This is a genomic window from Methylotenera oryzisoli (assembly GCF_004661485.1).
Classification (GTDB): domain Bacteria; phylum Pseudomonadota; class Gammaproteobacteria; order Burkholderiales; family Methylophilaceae; genus Methylotenera; species Methylotenera oryzisoli.
On the sequence record NZ_PQVH01000006.1, the window covers coordinates 1 to 21,949 of the forward strand.

The following is a 21,949-nucleotide window of genomic DNA, read 5'->3' on the forward strand; positions in this document are numbered from 1 at the left end:
GGTTTTAAATCTCGTCAACAGTAATTTTGAAATAAATCTAATTAATATTGAATATAGTTTTTACGGCACTTTTTATTACTTTTAATTCTTGCATTTGCTGCTAATCGTTAACAGTACTTCGTTAGCGAAGGCGCGCATTCTACAGGGCTAAACTATTTGGTCAACCCCAAATACACGCCGTTACAAAATTGTTACATTTGCAAACTTACGTTTACCTACCTGGGCGACAACGGCACTACCTTTATTCAGCACAAACGCTTTATCCGATATCTTTTCACCATCCAATTTAACACCCCCCTGCTCAATGGCACGGAATGCTTCTGAGGTGCTAACCACCAAACCAGCCAATTTAAGCATCTGTGCAATACCAACTTGCTCAGTATCAATCGTCACTGTTACTTCTGGCACATCGTCCGGGATGCCCCCTTTTGAACGCGTTTGAAAATCAGCTAAAGCCTTCTCGGCATCCGCTTGCGAATGGAAACGCGTTACGATCTCTTGCGCGAAGCGCACTTTAATGTCGCGCGGGTTACTGCCTGCAGCCACATCCGCTTTCCATTGCGCAATGGTTTCTAAGGACTCAAAAGAAAGCAGCTCTATATAACGCCACATTAACTCATCTGATATCGACATAATTTTAGCGAAGATGATTTCTGGCGCTTCTGCGATACCTATATAGTTACCTAAAGATTTGGACATTTTATTGACGCCATCCAAACCCTCTAGCAATGGCATCGTCAGCACACACTGAGGAGTCTGCCCCGCTTGCTTTTGTAGCTCGCGCCCCATGAGCAAGTTAAACTTCTGGTCGGTGCCGCCCAACTCTACGTCTGCACTCAGTGCAACAGAATCGTAGCCCTGCAATAAAGGATAGAGGAACTCATGAATCGCAATCGGCTGGTTACCCTTAAAACGCTTAGAGAAGTCATCACGCTCTAGCATGCGCGCCACTGTGTGGCTAGCTGCCAGCTTGAGCATACCTGCAGCCCCAAGCTCGGTGAGCCATTTAGAGTTGAACACCACCTCTGTTTGCTCAGGCTTAAGTATCTTGAAAACTTGCGCAGTGTAGGACTTGGCGTTCTCCTGCACCTGCTCGGCCGTTAATGGTGGACGCGTTGCACTCTTACCGGTAGGATCCCCGATCATGCCCGTGAAATCACCAATCAAGAACAGCACTGTATGCCCAAGCTCTTGAAATTGACGTAGCTTATTAATAAGTACAGTATGTCCAAGATGCAAATCTGGCGCTGTTGGGTCAAAACCGGCCTTAATTCTTAATGGCTGACCTTTTTTTAGCTTTTCAATTAACTCGGCTTCGATTAACAATTCATCTGCGCCGCGTTTAATCACCGCAAGCTGTTGGCTGATTTCAATATTCACGTTTTAACGTCCTTAAACTCTATGGTTTTTTACCGCTAGTTTATTTGTATAAACTTAATTTTCTGTTAGTATCAAGAGCTGAAATAATTAAGTAAAGGTTAGCCCGTGGATATTAACGAGCCCAATCATCACCAATCACCCCAAAACGCTATTTTAACGCAAAACGCCAATAAAGCTGAACGCAAGCAACAACGCTTATCAGAGCGCAAATTTAAGCTGCGTTGGGTATTGGCAATTTCTTGCTTACCATTATTTGGCATTTACACCGCATTTGGTATCGCACCACAAACAATCACAACGAATATTGCAACTTCTATGGTGCTTGAAGAAGTGGCACTGCCTGCACTTGAGCAGGCCTTAGATAAGGACGCCAACTTAACCGAGAAATTTTGGTATAAAGATTACGTACGCAGAGACGATACACTACAAAGCGTATTAGCTAGGCTCAACATTCGCAGTCGTGATGCTTTGGAGTTTATTCGCACAGATAGCGTTGCCAGTGAAATTGCGCGTTCAATCATCCCCGGTCGCCAAGTTAAGGCAGAGACTGATGCGGATGGTAATTTGTTTCACTTCGAATACCAAGTCAGTACTGACACATTTTTAACAGTATCTAAAACTGATGATGGCTATACGGCCAAGCAAGATGATCGCGTGTTAGAAGTGCGCCCTGTATTAAAATCAGCAAAAATCACCAGTTCGCTATTTGGCGCAACAGATGCAGCCAACATTCCAGACAATATCGCAATCCAGCTCGCAGACATTTTTGAAAGTGAAATTAACTTTCATACTGACTTGCGCCGTGGTGATCACTTCAATGTGATTTATGAAGGCAGCTACGATCAGGGTGAACTGATTAAAGTAGGTGAAGTGCTGGCGGCAGAGTTTGTGAACGACGGTAAGGTTTACCACGCGGTCGGCTTCCGCGACAGCAATAATCAAATGCAGTACTACACACCTGAAGGTAAAAGCACGCACAAATCGTTTTTACGCTCACCTTTGGAGTTTAGCCGTGTAAGTTCTGGTTTTAGCGTTGCAAGATTTCATCCGGTGCTACAAAGAATGCGTGCACATAAAGGCGTGGACTTTGCCGCACCTACCGGCACACGTATTAAAGCATCTGCGGATGCTGTGGTTGACTTTGTTGGGCAAAAAGGCGGTTATGGCAACGTGATTATCCTGAAACATGCAAATGGCGTAAGCACTTTGTACGGACACCTCTCACGCTTTGCACCAGAGTTACGCCGTGGCTCAAAAATCACGCAAGGACAAATGATAGGATTTGTAGGGATGTCGGGCGTGGCGACAGGCCCACATTTACATTATGAGTTCTTAATCAATGGTCAGCACCAAGACCCTATGAAAGTTGCATTGCCTAAAACCAATATCATTCAAGGCAGCAACAAAGCTAAATTTGAAGCGATCAGCAGTCAAATGACAGCTCAGCTTAGATTGCTAGGCACCAGCAATATTGCGGCCTTAGAATAATTTAGTAGCATTACATCACCATCATGGCTAGCGAGCTTTTTATCGGCTTAATGTCGGGTACTAGCCTAGATGGGGTGGACGTTGCCTTAGTCACGTTCAATCAAGCACAGCAACCAAAACTGCTGAATACACATTTCGTGGCTTATCCTGCCGATTTACGCACGCAGATCCTCGCTTTACAACATCCCACCACAAACGAGCTAGAAACAACCGCACAAATGGGCAACACCCTTGCCCGTTTGTATGCAGATGCAGTGAATGCAATGCTTGCAACCGCGCAAGTGGAGGCAGCTACCATCACCGCAATAGGTTGTCACGGCCAAACCATCAGACATCGCCCAGAACTGGGCTTCACCATGCAAATTGGTAATGCAGCCCTACTGAGCGAACTGACCGGCATCACCGTAGTGAGTGACTTCAGGAGCAGAGACCTTGCAGCAAGTGGACAAGGCGCACCGCTGGTGCCTGCATTCCATCAGGATGTTTTTAGCAGTAGCGCCCATGATCGTGCGATTATCAATATCGGCGGAATTGCCAATATTACTTACCTGAGCACTACAGGTGATGTATTCGGCTTTGACTCAGGCCCCGGCAACATGCTACTGGATGCATGGATTAAACAGCATTTAGGCTTAGACTACGATGCGGATGGCCAATGGGCTAGCACTGGCAAAACTATTGAGCCGTTGCTCACTGCGATGTTGAATGAACCTTACTTTACAGCCGCACCACCCAAAAGTACGGGCCGTGATTTATTTAATGCGACATGGCTAAACCATTATCTCACTCAACCCGATTATGCAGCTCAGGATATTGCACGTACTTTAGTGGCCTTAAGTGCACACTCCATTGCCAATGCCGTCCATCAATTTTGCGGCTCAGTCGATGAAATATATCTATGCGGCGGCGGCGCAAAAAACAAACTCTTGCTGAGTGAATTACAATCGCTCATGGGCACAACCACCATTGCAACCACAGACCAACTAGGCATGGGTGTGGATTGGGTTGAGGCGATTGCCTTTGCGTGGTTAGCAAAGAAATGTATCGCCAAAGAAACGGCAAACCTACCGCAAGTCACCGGCGCCAAAGGCTTACGCATTTTAGGTGCGATTTACCAAGCTTAGTAAGCTTTTTACATTCATCTGCTCGCCTTGATAAAGTATAATCACAGTCAATGATGATTAGAACTGCAAAAACACCATGAAAAACAATACAAGTACCGCAACACTCAGCTTTGAAAATGGCAAGTCACCGATTGAATTGCCTATACTTTCAGGCTCACTGGGCAACGATGTGATTGATATCCGCACCTTAGGCAAGCACGGCGTATACACTTACGACCCAGGCTTTATGTCTACTGCTGCCTGCAACTCCAACATTACTTTTATTGATGGAGAACAAGGCCTACTGTATCACCGTGGTTACCCGATTGAAGAGTTAGCTGAGCACTGTGACTACTTAGAGGTTGCTTACCTGTTAATGCACGGTGAGCTACCGAATGCCGCGGAAAAACAGCAGTTTACCGACACCATCACCGGCAGCACCATGCTGCACGATCAGCTCAGCAATATTTTCCGTGGCTTTAGACGTGATGCTCACCCGATGGCAGTCATGGTAGGTGTGGTTGGCTCACTCTCGGCATTTTACTTTGACTCAATGGACATTCTTAACCCTAAGCATCGCGAGATCTCCGCGCACCGCTTGCTGGCTAAAGTACCAACCATTGCAGCCTGGAGCTACAAGTACAACATAGGCCAGCCATTTATGTACCCGCAGAACCATTTGAACTATGCGGAAAACTTTATGTACATGATGTTTGCTACGCCATGTGAGCAATATGTACCTAACCCTGTATTGGCAAAAGCATTTGAACGCATTTTAATCTTGCATGCAGACCACGAACAAAACGCATCGACATCGACAGTGCGTCTAGTAGGCTCTAGCGGCGCTAACCCGTTTGCTTGTATCTCTGCGGGTATTGCATCGCTATGGGGGCCTGCACACGGCGGCGCGAATGAAGCTACGCTGAATATGCTGGAAGAAATTGGCGACGTTTCACGCATTGGTGAGTTTATTAACCGCGCCAAAGACAAATCAGACAGCTTCAGACTCATGGGCTTTGGTCACCGCGTTTACCGCAATATGGATCCGAGAGCCGCTATCATGAGAAAAACATGTCATGAGGTGCTAGATGTATTAGGCCTCAACAATGACCCTATGTTTAAGCTTGCATTAGCCTTAGAGAAGATTGCGCTGGAAGACGAATACTTTGTGTCACGTAAACTCTACCCTAACGTAGACTTCTACAGCGGCATTGTGATGCGTGCGATGGGTATTCCCAATAGCATGTTTACCGCTATCTTTGCACTTGCCAGAACAGCGGGCTGGATTGCACAGTGGTCTGAAATGCATTCTGACCCTGAAGCTAAAATTGGCAGACCACGCCAGCTTTACACAGGCTCAGCAAAGCGCTCATTTGTGGAATTAAATAAAAGATAGAAATTAACCTGAGGTGCAACACAGTAGTGAAGTGACAGCTGGGTTGCACCTAAGTTAGCGCCCATTTCAATAAAGACTATTGAATTGATGTCGATTTAAAACCTAGCCCACTCAACTACCGCAGCTAACGCCCTTGGCCTGCCTTATCTGAGAGATGTAATAACAAAGGGCTGGTAAGGCTCCAGATAACAAAACACGCTCTGCTAATCGGGTACTTATACCTGCAAGCAACCAAATTAACACAAGCGCGTCATTGTAAATTTAGCAGTTCTAAACTGAGCTAAATTTTAAACCGAGAAAGATGAACCACAACCACAAGTTGTTTGTGCATTTGGGTTACGAATCACAAATTGTGAACCCTGCAAGCTATCTTGGTAATCGATCTCTGCACCCATCAAATATTGCAAGCTCATTGGATCGATCAGTAAGGTAACTGAGTCTTTTTGTACTTGTGTGTCGTCATCGTTCACTTCCTCTTCAAACGTAAAGCCGTATTGAAAACCTGAACAACCGCCACCGCTAACAAAAACACGCAACTTAAGATCTGGTGATCCTTCTTCTTCAATTAATTCTTTTACCTTTTTAGCCGCATTATCGGTAAAAACTAAAGGTGAAGGAATGTCTAATTCCTGAACTTCTGCAACTGTACTCATGGTGTACTCCTAAAATTTCAATTAAATATCTCTGTTAATATGCGACCTAACGCACTGAATTTCAATAGCAAAAGCCTATATGCACTAGCTTATTCTGCATTATCATCCAAATAAACCAATTTCCCCTCAATCACTGCACCGGTATGCATTTCTAGGGTGTTGTAATAAACATCGCCAGTCACTCGCGCCTTGGTTTGTAGCTCTATAAACTGCGCCGCCTTCACCGGGCCAATCACAGTCCCGTTCACCACAACCTTAGATGCAGTAATCGCACCCTCGATACGGCCTAACTCACTAAGTATTAGTGTACTTGGCTGGTCATTAGGTTCAGACACTGTGCCAATTACTGTACCATCTACACGCAAACCGCCAGCAAAATGAATATTGCCCTCAACTCTAGTTCCTACGCCAATCAAGGTATCAATGGTATTTTGTACACGGTTACTTTTTTTAAAAAACATCGTAAATCCTCTAAACTTTGATAGCTAACTCATTCATAAACTACTACGCATGATACTGCCATAAAAAGTAAGTACGATTACCTTTTACTGTTCGTCATATTCTTATAAAAAGCCAAATCCTCTTTAAGATGAATATTTTCATCTTGAACATCACGTAATTCTTTAGTTAAAACACTCTGTGCCGCTTGTTCAATTTGCAGTTGCCGCTCTACTTGTATCACCTTGGTATTCAAGGCCTGATTATCAAGCATGGTCTGACGTAAACTCTCGCTGCCCGTTGCATACTGCCAGTAGGCGACAGCATAGCCCAGCCCGACAAACACAAACGCTGCACCGGTCTGAAAATACCATGGGCGCTTGGATCTGACGGCCACTTGTTTGGCTGTTAACCCAAAATGACGACGAATTCTGCGGCGAACTGGCTTCATTCAGTTAAGGCAATAAGGGTAAAACTTCTAAACCACTGCGCTCATCAAATCCAAACATGATGTTCATATTTTGCACGGCCTGACCCGCTGCCCCTTTTACTAGGTTATCTTGCACTACTATCAAGGTCAAATAGTCAGAGCCTTGCCTATGCAGGGCGATACGCAATTGGTTGGAACCACGTACTGAACGGGTTTCTGGCAACGCGCCCGCTGGCATTACATCGACAAAGCGCTCATGTTGATAACGCTGCTCATATAAAGCATGCAAATCCACAGCTTTGGCAGCATCAGTCAGTTTAACGTAAATTGTTGATAGCATGCCACGTATCATCGGAATTAAATGTGGCACAAAAATAAACTGAATGTCTGCATTTGCTAATTGCGTCAGCTGCGCATGAATCTCAGGATGATGACGGTGCCCAGCCACACCATACGCCTTCATGCTATCACTGGACTCCGCAAACAAAGTTGCGACTTCCGCTTTTCTGCCTGCGCCAGACACGCCAGACTTAGCATCAGCCACAATCGGTGCAGAAAAATCAATATAACCCTTCTCTAGCAATGGCGCCAAACCCAGCAATACCGTGGTCGGGTAACATCCTGGATTACCAATCACCTTCGCCGATTTAATATTCTCGCGATTTAGCTCAGGGATACCATACACCGCCTCACTGAGCACATCAGGGCAGCTATGTGGCATTTTGTACCACTGCTCAAACACAGCGGTATCTTGCAAACGGAAGTCCGCGGCAAGGTCAATCACCTTAACATTGGCAGCCAACAGCGCTTGCGCCTGACTCATAGCCACGCCATGTGGCGTTGCAAAGAACACGACATCGCAAGCACTTAAATTTGCAGTGGCCGGATCAGAAAATGCTAAATCAATATAGCCACGTAAGCTAGGGAACATATCAGCAACGGGCAGACCTGCATCACCACGCGAGGTAATCGCCGTTAACTCCACCTGTGGGTGCAGTGCTAATAGGCGCAACAGCTCAACACCTGTATATCCGGTGCCGCCAACAATCCCTACTTTTATCTTTTTCGATGCCATGTTGTTTATATTCATTTACCAAGTGTTCTGATTATAAGCGCTCTATCTTTTTCATCCAATAAAAAAGGCCGCCAAAGCGACCTTTTTCCAATCCAACCGCCTGATTAGCGTTTAGAGAATTGTTTACGACGACGCGCTTTGCGTAGACCAACTTTTTTACGCTCAACTTCACGTGCATCACGTGTTACATAACCAGCGTGTGACAATGCACTTTTCAGTGTAGCGTCAAAGTCGATCAAAGCACGTGTAATGCCATGACGAACTGCACCAGCTTGACCAGACTCACCGCCACCAATCACGTTAACCATGATGTCGAAGCTGGCTGTGTTGTTTGTTAACTCTAAAGGTTGACGCAAAATCATGCGTGATGTCACGCGTGAGAAATATTCATCAACTGGCTTGTCATTAACAATGATGTTGCCTTTACCTGATTTCAAGAACACGCGCGCTACTGAACTTTTGCGGCGGCCTGTACCGTAGTTATATTTACCGATCATTTTTTATCCTTAGATGGTCAATGGTTGCGGTTGTTGTGCCGCATGGTCATGCTCACTACCTGCATAAACCTTCATTTTTTTGATCATTGCATAGCCTAAAGGACCTTTAGGCAACATGCCTTTAACCGCTTTTTCTAAAGCACGACCTGGGAAACGATCTTGCATTTTAGAGAATGTTGTTGTTGTGATACCACCTGGATAACCAGAGTGACGGTGATAAAGCTTGTCATCTGCTTTATTACCAGTTACTTTTAATTTGTCGGCATTAATAACAACTATATAATCACCTGTATCAACGTGAGGCGTATAAATTGTTTTATGTTTGCCGCGTAAACGGTGTGCAATTGCGCTAGCTAGACGGCCTAGCACTAGGTCTGTGGCATCAACCACAAACCAATCGCGCTTCACTTCGTGTGATTTTGCTGAAAAGGTTTTCATCGTGTTACCAATACTATGAGCTAAAAAAATTAAGAGGCGGATTTTATGCTAAATAAATACGTCTTGTCAAACAGTATTATACTGTTCTCCAGATATTTTTAAGTTTATTGCTGACTTACAGCAATATGTTTAGCGCCATATCAAACAACTCGCATCCATATATTGCTTGATATTCACACCAACACTTATGTTGGCATGAGTTGTGCTTTTTGTTATGGTAGTGTTACATTGCTCTATACGCGCTTTACCATAGTATGTCAGCACAAACGAGATTCTAACAGACCAGCTTAACAATGCAATAAAAATCAGCATAACAATTTGAAAACAAACATATTTTGAGATTATTCATACCCATTATTTTCGTCCTCTACGCCAATGCGAGCTTCGCATTAGGCCTAGGCGAAGCTACGCTTAAGTCGTACCTGGGTGAATCGCTCATTGTTAAATTAAATGTCACTGACGTTGAAAAGTCGCCAGACACCAGCTGTTTTACAATATCAGACACTAACGACACCCCGGCTTTTAAAAGAGCATTTTCTTCATTAAGCGCACAAAAAGATGGCTTTTTACTTACCATCACTACGCAATCTGTCATTACAGAACCCATTCTGAGCTTGCGCGTTTCTTATCATTGCGAACCACAGCTACACCGTGACTACGTTTTGTTATTAGATCCTGCATCGACTCTTAGCGAAACCTCTGCTAACAACGTCGTCGCCAACACGACAAGCATGGTTGGCAAGCAACAAAGCAACAAAACCAAGCCTTCAAGTAATGCAGACAATAGTGCTGTGAGCTTATCTAGTGACGACACGGGCAGCTATACACCTCCAAAGGCAAAGCGCAAGCTGAAAAAACGCCACGCCAATGTCGCATCCAGCGCTGACGAAAAAATTATGGAGGCCTATGTCGGCAAACAACAAAGCGCCGCAAAACCAACGGCACCAGCTAGCGTAACTACCAGCGAACCGCCTGTACCAGCCAAACCAGACACCTCAAGCAAGCCATACTTAAGCATTTCTGGGGGCAGTCTGGCATCAGATGCATCCGCAGGGAAACATAGCATCAGCTTGCAGTTTGAAACACAAATCGACCTTAATCGCGCAGCGCCAAGCAACCCACCTAGCAGCACGGACTTGCAGGATGAAGCGACCGTGATGTCCAATCGACTGGCTCACCTAGAAAAACAGATTATCAGCCTGCAAACACAAAATACGCAGTTAAGAAGCGAAGCAGCACAGGCAAAAAATGCGTTAGCAGAGCAGCAATCTGGCTGGCTCAACTACTTATGGGTGGTAGTTGCAGCAATACTTGGATTAGCCGCACTTGAATGGCTACGCCGCATCATCATGACTAGACGCATGATTAAGCAAGAGCAGCATTGGTTTGACGCGGACGAAAATGCCAATAGCGAACAAGCATCCTTTGCCGCCACTACTCCGGCAACTGCCGATTACAAAGCGAGCAAGCACAACACGTTCTCGGATAGCTTTCTTGACGATGAGACTGACGATGAAGAGGAAAAAGCTACGCCAGCTAAGTCCGGCATACTATCGCCCGCGGAGCATGTAAGTGATGAGCACGACAGCATTATCGATAATGCCGATGTGTTTATAGAGCATGAACGCCCACTATTAGCCATTCAGTTACTGCAAAACCATTTGAATGATTTTCCAGCAGAATCGCCCAAAATCTGGCTTAAGCTGCTATCACTGATTGCCAAAGAAGGAACGGAAGCAGAATACGAGGCAACCGTGATGGAAGCCAACAAACACTTCAATATCAAAGCGCCGAACTTTGCAGAGGCTAATCTCGAAGACAATTCTTCAATTGAAGAATACGCCAACATTGTTGCCAGACTTGAAGGGGTTTGGGGCTCACCATTTGCTGTTAAGTTTTTAAATGATTTGATTTACGATCATTATGCACAGCCAGCTGAAGGCTTCTCACCCAACAATTATGAGGAATTATTCTTCCTGAAAAGGATCGCAGAACTGCTCAACACAGGCATTTCAACTAGCCAGCACACTCTGTATCGAAGCGCGCCCCCTAAAACAGAGAGCGAACATACAAACTCTGCACCCAGCAATTTAGATAACACAGTACTTAACACCGTAGCATTTAACAGTGTCGCTTTTGGCGATGATATTTCTGTTGATGCAGACACCACGAGCCTAAGCACGGCAAAACCCAAAACCAGCACAATCAGCGATGCAGATTTCACTGTTGCACCATTTCCAGAGATGCCGGAACAGGCCGCTTGGAGCAGACCTACACAGGAAGAAATGAATGCTCAGTTCGCGAATTCGCCTTTTCAAAAAGTACCGTCTTACGAAGTGGACATGCTCGCCGACTTTGATGACCACATTGAGGTGATTGCACCGACCTTTGGCAAAGACAAAGATGCTACGCATGCAACTGAGGAATCAGCTGCGCCTACCTTGGCAAAGACTGCATCGACCGAAATGGCGGAGGAGTTTCTCTTCCCTGCAGATATCTACCTAGAGGAAACAGTCTTAACAGACACTGCGACAAGCAAACCTGAGGAGGAGTTGGAGACCAAAAAAGCTAAAGACTCCAACATTATTGAGTGGGATTTGCCTAAATCAAATACTTAATTTAAGCCAAATACTTAAAATGTATAGGCTAACTAATACGTTTACGCTTAATCACTAATGCGCACGAATCAAGTAATGCGCAAGCAACCCAGCAAACACAAAAAAACCAAACCAGTTATTACCTAAAAACGCCTGAAAGCATTTTGCTCTGATACGCGCTCTGATCAGGTAATAGTGATATAGCGCAACACACGCGGCCAAGCCCAAACCAACATAATACGCATACGACAGTTTGAGCTGATAACCTGCCAGCCCGAGCAATGCCAAGGTCAAGCCATAACATAACATAATGGCAATAACATCAAAACGGCCAAACGTAATGGCAGATGATTTAATACCTATTTTCAAGTCATCTTCCCTATCTACCATTGCGTACTCAGTATCGTAGGCAATCGCCCAAAACACATTGGCACACAACAGCAGCCATGCAACAGCAGGAACCGCATCCGTGACCGCTGCGAACACCATGGGGATACCAAAACCAAAAGCCACGCCTAAATATGCTTGCGGCATCACAAAAAAGCGCTTGGTTAACGGGTAAGTCATGGCTAAAAACAGTGCCAGCACGGATAGCTTAATTGTTAACACATTCAGCAAGCAGACAAGCGCAAATGCCATGACACTTAACGCCAACGCCAATAAGTACGCTTCTTTTTTAGTGACTTCTTTATTGGGCAAAGGGCGATGCTGTGTACGCTCAACCAACCCATCGTACTGACTATCGGCAATGTCGTTCATCACACAGCCAGCGCTACGCATTAACACTGTACCAGTGATAAATATCAACACAATAATCCAGTCGGGCTTACCGGCTGAGGCAATTAAAAGCGCCCACAAAGTAGGCCACAGCAACAGCAAAATACCTATCGGTTTATCTAAGCGCATCAGGCGCTCATAGCTGTTAATCTTGTTTACCAAGTCTTGTATTTTTGGGGTTTGTATTTTCATGTGGCAACGATACTCGGCAAGAAAACTTCAGTAACCATAATACTAGCGCAGTTCAGACTAAACGCTGAACGGCGCGCCCAAAGATAGCCGGGTTTAACCATTAAATGCCTGCTCGCGTGCTGATACAGCACGTGATTGGATGATAGTTTTTTATAACTTAATGCAGTACGTTTAACTTTGGGGTTGGCAAACAAGGTGGCGCCCAGTGGCTTACTACCCAGTTTACCCAAGCCGTGCCACACACCACGTAAACGCTTAGTAGGCAAAACACTGTGCGCAAACACCACCGGCTCTGCTCCGCCACACAGCAACACATCGCGCACCAGCACCAATTTATCCGCACATAAACTTAACAGTGCGGCCTCATCACGGATAGGTTTACGCAAAGCTACAGTGAGCGGCATCACGTAAAAATCCGGATAGCATTGCTGCAACTTAGCAGTTAAGGATTGACCATGCATTAGCCATGAACGATAGCGATGGCTATGCAACGGTTTTACTAACCAGCGATAACGCGCTTGTGGGGTGCTTTTACGTATTTTCACGGCAGAATTATCGCATGTAGTGAATAAAATCAGACATGTTGTTACACTTTCACCAATTCGCCCGCCGTACTCATCCAGCGATCTAGATGCTGCTCAACTTCGGCTGGATAGTTTTGCAGCAGTGTATCGGCCATATCTTTTGCTGCTTCCAGTAAATCAACATCTCGCTCTAAGTCTGCAATTTTAAGCATAGGCACACCGCTTTGACGCACCCCTAACAACTCACCCGGGCCGCGAATCTGCAAGTCCGCTTGTGCAATGGCAAAACCATCATTACTTTCATAAATCACTTTTAATCTGGCACGTGCAGTGTCTGACAATTTGTTCTGGTAGAGCAAAATACAAGTGCTTTTTGTCGCGCCCCTACCCACTCGCCCACGTAATTGGTGCAGCTGTGATAACCCCATGCGCTCCGCATGCTCAATCACCATCAAGCTGGCATTTGGCACATCCACGCCCACCTCAATCACGGTGGTGGCCACTAAAAGCTGCGAATGCCCGGCACTGAACTCAGCCATGACCGCCTGTTTCTCGGTTGGCTTCATGCGACCATGTACCAAACCAACCTTTAACTCTGGGAACTCCTGTTGCATCAGTGCGTAAGTGTCATTGGCCGTTGCCAATTGCAAGGCTTCAGACTCCTCAATCAACGGGCAGACCCAATAAGCCTGATTGCCCTGCAAACACGCCTCACGCACGCGCTGCAAAATTTCGTCGCGCCTAGCGTCAGACACAATTTTGGTGACGATAGGCGAACGCCCGGGTGGTAGCTCATCTATCACCGACACATCAAGGTCCGCGTAATAACTCATAGATAACGTACGTGGAATCGGTGTTGCAGACATCATCAGCTGGTGCGGCTCTGGCTGTCCTTTCTGGCGCAATGCCAAGCGCTGATGCACACCAAAACGATGCTGCTCATCGATGATGGCTAAACCCAGGCTTTTAAAACGCACCGATTCTTGAAACAAGGCATGCGTACCCACCACTAATTTTGCTTCGCCACTGGCAATAGATTCAAGCGCAGCATCACGGTCTTTTTTGTTTTGGCTGCCAGTGAGCCATGCAATCTTGATATCCAGTGGCTGTAGCCAGCTAAGCATTTTACGGTAATGCTGCTCTGCCAATATCTCCGTGGGAGCCATTAAAGCAACCTGCCAGCCATTTTCCACACATTGCAATGCCGCCATGCACGCCACGATGGTTTTACCGCTGCCGACATCGCCTTGCAGCAAGCGCTGCATAGGGTGTGCTTGCGTTAAATCGCGCTCGATTTCCAACGCCACTTTTTGCTGTGCACCAGTTAACGCAAACGGTAAACTTTTCAGTAAAGCAGAAACCAACTTTGTAGAACGCTTAAATTGCGGAGCACTCACGCTACGACGACGTGCGTAATGCTTACGCATGGATAGCTGCTGCGCCAGCAATTCATCAAATGCCAAACGCCGCCAATGTGCCGTGGTTTTATTATCCAGTGCGCGCAGACTCACATCGGGGCTAGGATGATGCAGTGCCGTCAAACTTAAAGCAAAACTAGGGAGATTTAAATCGGCATAAATCTGTGCAGGCAATGTTTCTAGCATCTCGCCTTGCTGCTGCAAGGCAATGCCTATGGCCTTACGTAGACTAGCCTGGCCCAAGCCGGCAACCGTAGGGTAAACCGGCGTTAAGGTTTCTGCGACGATGGTTTTTTCACCCACTGCTTTACAGGTAGGATGCACCATCTCATAGCCAAAAAAGCCACTACGCACCTCACCATAAACACGTAGCTTAGCGCCCACTTTAAGGGCATTAATCTGGCTGGGATAGAAATGTAGAAAACGCAGGGTGAGCTGTCCACTCGCATCCTCCAACCTGGCAATTAGTGCTTTGCGTGGCTTGTAAGTCACTTCTGCATGAACGATATCACCTTCAACCTGTGCAGACTCACCCATACGTAAATCACGCACCGCCGTCACATGGGTTTCATCAATATAACGTAAAGGTAGATGTAGCAATAAGCCTTGCAGATTACTAATGCCCAACTTTGCCAAGTTGGCAATCAAGGGCTTACTGAAGGCTTTAATTTGAGTGAGTTGCGTCACATTGAATGTGGCTGACCGAAAGCACAGAAAGGCATTTACTTAAAATAACGTAAAGGCACGCGCCCTAAGCCAGCATTGAGCTGATTAAAGCACCATCACGGCATCAGCTTCAACCAGCGCAGCGCGTGGTAATGAAGCAACGCCTACCGCAGCACGTGCTGGATATGGCTGGCTAAAGTACTCAGCCATAATGGTATTCACCAAAGCAAAGTGAGATAAGTCTGTCAGGAAAATATTAAGTTTAACCACATCAGCCAAACTACCGCCTGCAGCATCAGCCACCGCTCTTAGGTTTTGAAATACGCGATGCACTTGTGCTTCAATGCCGTCCACCATTTGCATAGTGACTGGATCCAGCCCGATTTGACCAGATAGATAGACAGTATCGCCTACTTTCACAGCTTGCGAGTAAGTGCCAATAGCTGCTGGTGCGCCTTGTGTTTGAATAATTTGTTTTGTATTAGTTGTCATTTAATTAAACCACGGTTTGTTAAAGAAATCATGCATTGCGACTACTGCTTGCTTTGCCTCTACTGAGAGTATAGTTTTACATTCGAGTTTTTACGATTGCCGGGAGCACTGCCTTTGGTGCGATTAATACGCACCACATCGGGAATCTTGCGCAGGCCACGCATCAACTCGGCCAAATGCACACGGTTTTTTACCTGTACGGTAAAGTATAAATTAGCATATGCGCTGCCATCTGCCTCCTCAACACTGACGTTATCAATGTTAGAGCCTGCATCTGCAATGCCTGAGGCGATTTGCGCCAGCATGCCAGGCTGGTTTGCCACCGTCAGATTTAAATTAGTTTTGAATAAGCGCGAGCTTTCTGGCTCCCACTCTACATCCAGCCATTTATCCGGGTCTAGTTTAAATTTACGCACACTCGGGCAATCGTGTGTATGAATCACCAAGCCTTTATCTTTATTGATAAAACCTAAAATCGGGTCACCCGGAATCGGTCTGCAACAAGGTGCAAACTGTACTGCCATGCCTTCAGTACCACGAATGGTGATGGTATCCAGCGAGGCCGCTGGCAACTTGGTATGCTTCTCGGCATGGTCATCGGTCATCGCCACCAATTGATGTGCCACCATCACGTTTTGGCGCTTACCTAGGCCAATGTCAGAAAGTATTTCAACTTTTTTCTTCACGCCATAGTCACGAATCAGCTTTTGCCAATGCTCTTCTGAAATATGGCTAGGGTCTACATGCAAGGCACGCAAGGCTTTATTCAACAAGCGCTCACCCAAGTGCGCGGACTCAGTAGATTGCTGTGATTTTAAGAAGTGGCGGATATGCGCACGGGCACGTCCGGTCACTACGTAATTAAGCCAAGCAGGGTTAGGTTTGGCTAAAGAACCAGTAATAATTTCAACGTGGTCGCCATTATGCATCTCGGTACGCAATGGGGCTAAGTCGTGGTTAATCCGCACCGCCACGCAGCTATTACCAATGTCAGAATGTACCGCATAGGCAAAATCAACCGCAGTCGCGCCTTTAGGCAAGGCCATGATAGAGCCCTTGGGTGTAAATACATAAACCTCGTCTGGGAACAAATCAATTTTAAGATGCTCAAGAAAATCGAGAGAATCTGCGCTCTCGCTTTGGATATCCAGCAAGCGCTGTAACCACTGGTGGGTTTGCTGCTGCAACGCGGTCAGCTGCGCGTCGCTTGCCTTATACAGCCAATGCGCGGCAACACCCGCATCTGCAATATTATGCATGTCGGCACTACGAATCTGCACCTCAATTGGCGTACCAAATGGGCCAAATAAAGTGGTGTGTAACGATTGATAACCATTTGCTTTAGGGATAGCGATATAGTCTTTAAACTTGCTAGGAATCGGCTTATACAGCCCATGCAACGCCCCTAACGCCAAATAGCAGCTAGGTAAATCTTTGACAACAATCCTAAAACCATAAATATCATACACTTGTGAGAACGGCGTTGCCTTACTTGTCATCTTTTTATAGATGCTATACAAGTGCTTTTCGCGCCCTGACACTTCCGCTTCAACATTAAAACTACTTAACTGCTGCTTGATTGACTCTAATATTTTGCTAATAACTTCTTTACGATTACCACGCGCGGCCATAATCGCTTTAGAAATCGCGTTATAGCGCATAGGGTGAAGGTATTTAAAACTGAGATCCTCTAAGGCCTGATAAACATCATTTAAGCCTAAGCGATTGGCGATTGGCGCATAAATATCCAGTGTTTCTTTGGCAATGATGCGTTGCTTTTCTGGTCGCATCGCCTCCAACGTTTGCATGTTGTGCAAGCGGTCTGCCAGCTTAACCAGAATAACACGTACATCTTGCGACATCGCCAACAGCATTTTACGGAAGTTTTCCGCCTGCGCCTGACTCGCGCTTTGGAATTCGATTTTATCCAGCTTGGTCACGCCATCTACTAGTTCAGCGACTTGCGGACCAAACTTTTGCTTGATATCTAAAGTGGTAATGTCGGTATCTTCGACCACATCATGCAGCAGCGCGGCGAGAATAGTTGGCACATCCATATGCAAATCGGCCAGAATGCAGGCAACAGAGACAGGATGCGTGATATACGGCTCGCCCGTTTTACGCACGACGCCATCATGGGCAGCAAACGCATAGCGATAGCCTTCCCATACTTGTTCTATATCTTGAGGTTTTAAATACGAGTGTAATCGTATACTTAAGGCTGAGCCCTCGCTGTCCGCTGGCAGCAAGGGAGCCGATGTTAACTTTGATAATTCCGCTTTAAGATTGTTTGCGGTTTTTGGCATGCCGGTGTCACTATTTTTACGAATAAATTAATAAATGCCAAGACACGGCAGATTACGCATGCCCGCGCGCTAAAATTTCCACACCAATTTTACCAGCAGCAATTTCACGTAATGCAATCACTGTTGATTTGTCGCGTGTGTTTTGCACGTTCACTTGTGGTTCTGCGCCATTGTGCAACTGACGGGCACGATATGCAGCCACTAAAGTTAATTGGAAGCGGTTTGGGATTTTTTCTAAACAGTCATCTACCGTGATACGTGCCATGATGATATTTCCTAATGATAAACAAAATTAATTACTAAAAGACCAGCAAGCGCGCTAAGCAATATACAACTTAGCAATTAAGTAAGCGCTTGAATTAAACTGGCATAACGTTGCAACTGTGCGGCACCAACTAGGCGATGTGCGCGGATGATAGCGCGAATGTCCTGCAACGCTACGTCAAAATAGTTGTTAATTGTAACATAATCGAACTCGCTCACATGGCGCATTTCAGCACGTGCAGCGGCAACACGTTTAGAGATAGTCTCTTGGCTATCCTGCCCGCGGCTATTCAAGCGCTGTTCCAATGTTTCGATGGAAGGCGGCAATACAAAAATGCTGATGGCATTGGGATACAGCTGACGCACTTGCGCAGCGCCCTGCCAGTCAATCTCCAAAATCACATCATGTCCAGCTTGCAGTGGCGCATCCACGGCAGACTGCGAAGTACCGTAACGCGCGCCATGCACCTCTGCACTTTCCAAGAACTTTGCTTCGCCTAGCATCTGCAAAAACATGGCGTCATCCACAAAGTGGTAGTCAACGCCATTCTGCTCACCCGGACGCGGCTTGCGCGTGGTGTGCGAGATAGATAATTTCAAATGCGTATCTTCAGCCAGCAATGCCTTAATTAGGCTGGTTTTACCCGCGCCTGATGCTGCGGTGATGATAAAAAGATTACCTGGAACCATTCAATGACAACTCTCTATAGCGATATGTTCGGATTATTAAAAAATTCTAATTATTAAAATAATCTAGCAAGCTAGATTAACACCAATCTGGACTCGGTAATGCACTAAATACTGAGCGCAAGCCATCTGCCCAACCTTGGCGAATTTGTACGTAATATGGGTCAGTTTCTGTAATGCGCTGCTGACAGTCAGCATGCAGGCTATCTACCCGATAAATCAGCAAGTCTATCGGTGCAGCCACAGAAACATTGCTGCGTATGGTGGAATCAAACGAAATCAGCACACATTTCACCGTATCCATAATGTCGCTATTCTGCGCCACCACGCGGTCGATAATCGGTTTGCCGTACTTAGTTTCACCAATCTGAAAATACGGTGTTTCCTGCGTGGACTCAATAAAGTTACCTGCCGCATACACATTGAACAAACGCGGCCTTTCACCTTTAATTTGGCCGCCCACAAGGATGCTCGCGTTGAAATCAATCTGATGGTTTTTAAAGTGCTCACCGTCACGTTCAAACGCTGCTCTTAGTTCAGCGCCCACTAACCCTGCCGCATCAAACAAGCTGTCCACATTGTGCAAGTGCTTACTATCCGGCACATTTTTCTCGACACGCGCTCTCAGTGCGTTCACCACAGACTGGGTAATCGCAAGATTACCAGCCGTTAGCAACACAATCACGCGCTCGTTTTTAAGCTCAAAAATATGCATTTTAGGCGTAGAAGCCACCTGATCCACACCTGCATTCGTGCGTGTATCAGATGCCAACACCAATCCTTGTTTCAGTAATAAACCGACACAATAAGTCATAATTTTTGTTTAATTTGGAAGAATTGCCATCATACCATTTTGCGTAATCGCTCGCCAAAAAACTGCGGCACATCAATGCACATAATCACGGCAAAGGTTATCAAGTTGCATGCGGGCAACCATTCATCGGCTTTTACATAAACCCTGCAGCTTCAGTGAGCTTAGCTACATTCTCTTTAGTAAAAAATCCATCAAAGTTGCCATAACGCTGCACGTATTCGATAATCAGTGAAGAGTGTTCGGAGGCATTGGAGAATATCTGCTTTAGCCCTTGCTCTTTGGAGCCAATCACATCCAACAAAAAGCCTTTGCCGTTTTGTGAAATCGCATCGACAACGATATCGATGTGCTCTTTGCCATGACGCTCACCATCTTTTACGGCGATTGCCATGTGATGCAGGCGCGGCCCGTAGTTACGCACAAAAATCTCGGTGGGTGATGGCAGGTGCTCTAGATGGCTGATGAAATAAGGCGTGTTATTGGCGGTAAACACTTTGGCCGGACTTTTAGACTCGGGGATGGCATGGGTGCTTTTAGTCACATTGGTCGATGAGTTCTGGTCTTTAATATTATATGCACCCCAGAAGTAATAACTAGACCATGATAAATATTCCAAAATGGCAACTTCACGGTTTTGGCTATAAACACGGGTTGCCAGATGATCCAGCGGTAACAACAAATCGCTGATACCCAGCTTAGTCTGTAAAGACTTTGCATTTTCATAAGCGGCCTGCGCCTCGGGCGAAATAGTGCTTAAACCTAACGAGTACACGCGCGTTTCGTCAGAAGCCCTTTCCAAATAAGCGACAATATTATGGGTATACGGAGAGGGCTTGCTTACCGCAAGGTTACCCGGCAGCTCTAACTTACGCACTTCATCCTGACTGAAAAACCTGAAATCGCGCGCTTGCTGTAAATCCACCACACCATGTAAATCAGTCACCCGCAGTATCTCCCCCATATAACGGCTATTCGGCCGTTTAGCACCGATGGGGTAAACCTCGTTCAAGCTTCTAAAAATATCGCGAAGACTAGGGTCTTTTACCTCGCGCAATAGAATATCCGGTGAATTTAAATCAATACGCAACACATGCGTGAGGTGCTGCTCACTCTCTAGCGTGACCAGATAATGGTAAGGCGTCATTAACGCCAGCTCTGCAATATATTGGATAGCGTGCCCGGGGTCGACTGAAATCATGAGCGCATCAATTTCATGAATCATGGCAGTTAAACCTAGTGCATCACGCTCTTCTAACAAGCGAATCAGGTTTTCTTCAAAAAATGTAGAATTTACTTTGTCACCATGACGTTCATACATGAGCGAGCTAACAGGTTTTTTCATCAGTAGTTTGCTTTCATTGATGGCTTGCTTGCAAGCCTGACACTAAACGCTATTGCTGCTGCGCATACTGCGACTGTTTTTCCAACACAGCTTCAGCACGTGCTACACGGTTTAGTTGTGCCTGCTCCAGTAACTGCACTGTATTTATTTTTTTCGGTTGCTCTACGACCAAACCAGCCTGATTCACAATCACGCTAGAGGCCATGCCTTCAATACCGCCACCCGAACGCATACCGCTAATCGGGCTGGCGCTACGGTAATCCAAGCCGGTGGCAAGACGCACATGGGTTTCACCCGCACGGCAGCCATTTGACACATCAAAACTCTGCCAACCTTCGCCAGCGACAAACACATCTGCCCACGCATGAGTCTGCATTAAACTGCCATCTTCTGTAAACAAATATCCGCTCACATAGCGCGCAGGCAGCGCTATAGCGCGGCAACAGGCGATGAACACATGAGCGTGATCCTGACAGACACCTTGCCCTAGCGCAAACGCCTCAACCGCCGAAGTAGTCACCTGCGTTGCACCTTTAATATATTGTACGCGCGACAACAACGCGTGCATCATCTCCTCTAGGGCTGCATTCTGGCGCTGAGGCTGCAAGTACTGTTGGGCGAACGCGACCATCTCTGCACTGTACTGCGTGAGGGCTGTATCGCGTAAATAAATAGGCAGGGGTAATGCCATATGCTGCGACACCGCATCCAGCCCGGTTTCAATTTGCCCGGCGGCAACAATCAGCAACTCGCTATGCGGTGCATCCACCACCAACGTATGCGTCACATTGCCATAAGCATCTTGCGAAGGCTGCAGCTCACCATTGACTTTAATGTCCCAGTGCCGCACATGCTGGCCAAAGCCATGCTGCGGAGTGAGGCGCAACTCCTGTATGGTGTAGTTCACATCTTCACTATAAGCGTAGCGCGTGTGGTGTTCTATGTTAAGTAACATGATAGTCCTGCCTGAAT

21 protein-coding genes are annotated in these 21,949 nt (G+C 46.2%); 4 read left to right on the top strand and 17 right to left on the bottom strand.

What is annotated here, in order from left to right:
- Window positions 1-180: 180 nt before the first annotated feature.
- Window positions 181-1,380 (bottom strand): tyrosine--tRNA ligase, encoded by a 1,200-nt coding sequence (gene tyrS, locus C3Y98_RS03475; protein WP_135276728.1) that lies wholly within the window; start codon window positions 1,378-1,380, stop codon window positions 181-183.
- 105 nt (window positions 1,381-1,485) lie between these two features.
- Here tyrS and C3Y98_RS03480 point away from each other — a divergent pair, with 105 nt between their 5' ends.
- The 3 genes from C3Y98_RS03480 to gltA all read left to right on the top strand — a co-directional run bounded on the left by C3Y98_RS03480 (window position 1,486) and on the right by gltA (window position 5,367).
- Window positions 1,486-2,868, top strand: coding sequence for a M23 family metallopeptidase (locus tag C3Y98_RS03480; RefSeq protein ID WP_135276729.1), 1,383 nt, complete (start codon window positions 1,486-1,488; stop codon window positions 2,866-2,868).
- Window positions 2,869-2,891: 23 nt separating this feature from the next.
- Window positions 2,892-3,992 carry an anhydro-N-acetylmuramic acid kinase gene (locus C3Y98_RS03485; RefSeq protein WP_135276730.1) on the top strand — a complete coding sequence of 367 codons (1,101 nt, stop codon included), beginning with the start codon at window positions 2,892-2,894 and terminating at the stop codon, window positions 3,990-3,992.
- A 76-nt stretch (window positions 3,993-4,068) separates the two neighbouring features.
- Window positions 4,069-5,367 carry a citrate synthase gene (gene gltA / locus C3Y98_RS03490; protein ID WP_135276731.1) on the top strand — a complete coding sequence of 433 codons (1,299 nt, stop codon included), beginning with the start codon at window positions 4,069-4,071 and terminating at the stop codon, window positions 5,365-5,367.
- A 287-nt stretch (window positions 5,368-5,654) separates the two neighbouring features.
- Here gltA and erpA read toward each other — a convergent pair whose 3' ends face one another.
- The 6 genes from erpA to rplM form a co-directional block, all read right to left on the bottom strand.
- Window positions 5,655-6,020, bottom strand: coding sequence for an iron-sulfur cluster insertion protein ErpA (gene erpA, locus C3Y98_RS03495; protein WP_135276732.1), 366 nt, complete (start codon window positions 6,018-6,020; stop codon window positions 5,655-5,657).
- An 89-nt stretch (window positions 6,021-6,109) separates the two neighbouring features.
- Window positions 6,110-6,481, bottom strand: a complete 372-nt coding sequence (locus C3Y98_RS03500; RefSeq protein ID WP_135276733.1) for a bactofilin family protein — start codon at window positions 6,479-6,481, stop codon at window positions 6,110-6,112.
- A 77-nt stretch (window positions 6,482-6,558) separates the two neighbouring features.
- On the bottom strand, window positions 6,559-6,909 hold the full coding sequence (locus C3Y98_RS03505; protein WP_135276734.1) for a DUF6776 family protein: 351 nt from the start codon (window positions 6,907-6,909) through the stop codon (window positions 6,559-6,561).
- Between the two features lie 4 nt (window positions 6,910-6,913).
- Complete coding sequence (argC, locus tag C3Y98_RS03510; protein ID WP_135276735.1) at window positions 6,914-7,963, bottom strand: N-acetyl-gamma-glutamyl-phosphate reductase; 1,050 nt, start codon at window positions 7,961-7,963, stop codon at window positions 6,914-6,916.
- Between the two features lie 104 nt (window positions 7,964-8,067).
- A complete protein-coding gene (gene rpsI, locus C3Y98_RS03515) occupies window positions 8,068-8,460 on the bottom strand; it encodes a 30S ribosomal protein S9 (protein WP_135276736.1) in 393 nt (130 codons plus the stop codon).
- Window positions 8,461-8,469: 9 nt separating this feature from the next.
- Complete coding sequence (gene rplM, locus C3Y98_RS03520; protein ID WP_135276737.1) at window positions 8,470-8,898, bottom strand: 50S ribosomal protein L13; 429 nt, start codon at window positions 8,896-8,898, stop codon at window positions 8,470-8,472.
- Window positions 8,899-9,233: 335 nt separating this feature from the next.
- Here rplM and C3Y98_RS03525 point away from each other — a divergent pair, with 335 nt between their 5' ends.
- Window positions 9,234-11,516: a type IV pilus assembly protein FimV gene (locus C3Y98_RS03525; protein WP_135276738.1), complete on the top strand. Its 2,283-nt coding sequence runs from the start codon at window positions 9,234-9,236 to the stop codon at window positions 11,514-11,516.
- Window positions 11,517-11,570: 54 nt separating this feature from the next.
- On the opposite strand, the gene ubiA is transcribed toward C3Y98_RS03525, so the two are convergent.
- From ubiA to C3Y98_RS03575, 10 genes are all read right to left on the bottom strand, one after another.
- A complete protein-coding gene (gene ubiA / locus C3Y98_RS03530; protein ID WP_135276739.1) occupies window positions 11,571-12,464 on the bottom strand; it encodes a 4-hydroxybenzoate octaprenyltransferase in 894 nt (297 codons plus the stop codon).
- On the bottom strand, window positions 12,461-13,009 hold the full coding sequence (locus C3Y98_RS03535) for a chorismate--pyruvate lyase family protein (protein ID WP_209308735.1): 549 nt from the start codon (window positions 13,007-13,009) through the stop codon (window positions 12,461-12,463). Before C3Y98_RS03535 ends, ubiA begins: the two co-directional genes overlap by 4 nt.
- A gap of 41 nt (window positions 13,010-13,050) precedes the next feature.
- A complete protein-coding gene (gene recG / locus C3Y98_RS03540) occupies window positions 13,051-15,093 on the bottom strand; it encodes an ATP-dependent DNA helicase RecG (protein ID WP_135276740.1) in 2,043 nt (680 codons plus the stop codon).
- A gap of 84 nt (window positions 15,094-15,177) precedes the next feature.
- On the bottom strand, window positions 15,178-15,564 hold the full coding sequence (locus C3Y98_RS03545) for a RidA family protein (protein WP_135276741.1): 387 nt from the start codon (window positions 15,562-15,564) through the stop codon (window positions 15,178-15,180).
- Window positions 15,565-15,623: 59 nt separating this feature from the next.
- Window positions 15,624-17,870, bottom strand: coding sequence for a RelA/SpoT family protein (locus C3Y98_RS03550; protein ID WP_135276742.1), 2,247 nt, complete (start codon window positions 17,868-17,870; stop codon window positions 15,624-15,626).
- A 52-nt stretch (window positions 17,871-17,922) separates the two neighbouring features.
- Complete coding sequence (gene rpoZ / locus C3Y98_RS03555) at window positions 17,923-18,135, bottom strand: DNA-directed RNA polymerase subunit omega (protein ID WP_135276743.1); 213 nt, start codon at window positions 18,133-18,135, stop codon at window positions 17,923-17,925.
- Between the two features lie 77 nt (window positions 18,136-18,212).
- On the bottom strand, window positions 18,213-18,824 hold the full coding sequence (gene gmk, locus C3Y98_RS03560) for a guanylate kinase (protein WP_135276744.1): 612 nt from the start codon (window positions 18,822-18,824) through the stop codon (window positions 18,213-18,215).
- Between the two features lie 76 nt (window positions 18,825-18,900).
- Window positions 18,901-19,635 (bottom strand): proteasome-type protease, encoded by a 735-nt coding sequence (locus tag C3Y98_RS03565; protein WP_135276745.1) that lies wholly within the window; start codon window positions 19,633-19,635, stop codon window positions 18,901-18,903.
- A gap of 133 nt (window positions 19,636-19,768) precedes the next feature.
- Window positions 19,769-20,977 carry a hypothetical protein gene (locus C3Y98_RS03570; RefSeq protein WP_135276746.1) on the bottom strand — a complete coding sequence of 403 codons (1,209 nt, stop codon included), beginning with the start codon at window positions 20,975-20,977 and terminating at the stop codon, window positions 19,769-19,771.
- Window positions 20,978-21,026: 49 nt separating this feature from the next.
- Window positions 21,027-21,932: a transglutaminase family protein gene (locus C3Y98_RS03575; protein ID WP_135276747.1), complete on the bottom strand. Its 906-nt coding sequence runs from the start codon at window positions 21,930-21,932 to the stop codon at window positions 21,027-21,029.
- Window positions 21,933-21,949: the final 17 nt, after the last annotated feature.

What these genes read in the sequence shown, in the direction of transcription:
- C3Y98_RS03485 (WP_135276730.1), top strand. Translation starts at nt 2,892, where the DNA reads ATGGCTAGCGAGCTTTTTATCGGCTTAATGTCGGGTACTAGCCTAGAT.
- gltA (WP_135276731.1), top strand. Translation starts at nt 4,069, where the DNA reads ATGAAAAACAATACAAGTACCGCAACACTCAGCTTTGAAAATGGCAAG.
- erpA (WP_135276732.1), bottom strand. Translation starts at nt 6,020, where the DNA reads ATGAGTACAGTTGCAGAAGTTCAGGAATTAGACATTCCTTCACCTTTA.
- C3Y98_RS03500 (WP_135276733.1), bottom strand. Translation starts at nt 6,481, where the DNA reads ATGTTTTTTAAAAAAAGTAACCGTGTACAAAATACCATTGATACCTTG.
- C3Y98_RS03505 (WP_135276734.1), bottom strand. Translation starts at nt 6,909, where the DNA reads ATGAAGCCAGTTCGCCGCAGAATTCGTCGTCATTTTGGGTTAACAGCC.
- argC (WP_135276735.1), bottom strand. Translation starts at nt 7,963, where the DNA reads ATGGCATCGAAAAAGATAAAAGTAGGGATTGTTGGCGGCACCGGATAT.
- rpsI (WP_135276736.1), bottom strand. Translation starts at nt 8,460, where the DNA reads ATGATCGGTAAATATAACTACGGTACAGGCCGCCGCAAAAGTTCAGTA.
- rplM (WP_135276737.1), bottom strand. Translation starts at nt 8,898, where the DNA reads ATGAAAACCTTTTCAGCAAAATCACACGAAGTGAAGCGCGATTGGTTT.
- ubiA (WP_135276739.1), bottom strand. Translation starts at nt 12,464, where the DNA reads ATGAAAATACAAACCCCAAAAATACAAGACTTGGTAAACAAGATTAAC.
- C3Y98_RS03545 (WP_135276741.1), bottom strand. Translation starts at nt 15,564, where the DNA reads ATGACAACTAATACAAAACAAATTATTCAAACACAAGGCGCACCAGCA.
- C3Y98_RS03550 (WP_135276742.1), bottom strand. Translation starts at nt 17,870, where the DNA reads ATGCCAAAAACCGCAAACAATCTTAAAGCGGAATTATCAAAGTTAACA.
- rpoZ (WP_135276743.1), bottom strand. Translation starts at nt 18,135, where the DNA reads ATGGCACGTATCACGGTAGATGACTGTTTAGAAAAAATCCCAAACCGC.
- gmk (WP_135276744.1), bottom strand. Translation starts at nt 18,824, where the DNA reads ATGGTTCCAGGTAATCTTTTTATCATCACCGCAGCATCAGGCGCGGGT.
- C3Y98_RS03565 (WP_135276745.1), bottom strand. Translation starts at nt 19,635, where the DNA reads ATGACTTATTGTGTCGGTTTATTACTGAAACAAGGATTGGTGTTGGCA.
- C3Y98_RS03570 (WP_135276746.1), bottom strand. Translation starts at nt 20,977, where the DNA reads ATGAAAAAACCTGTTAGCTCGCTCATGTATGAACGTCATGGTGACAAA.
- C3Y98_RS03575 (WP_135276747.1), bottom strand. Translation starts at nt 21,932, where the DNA reads ATGTTACTTAACATAGAACACCACACGCGCTACGCTTATAGTGAAGAT.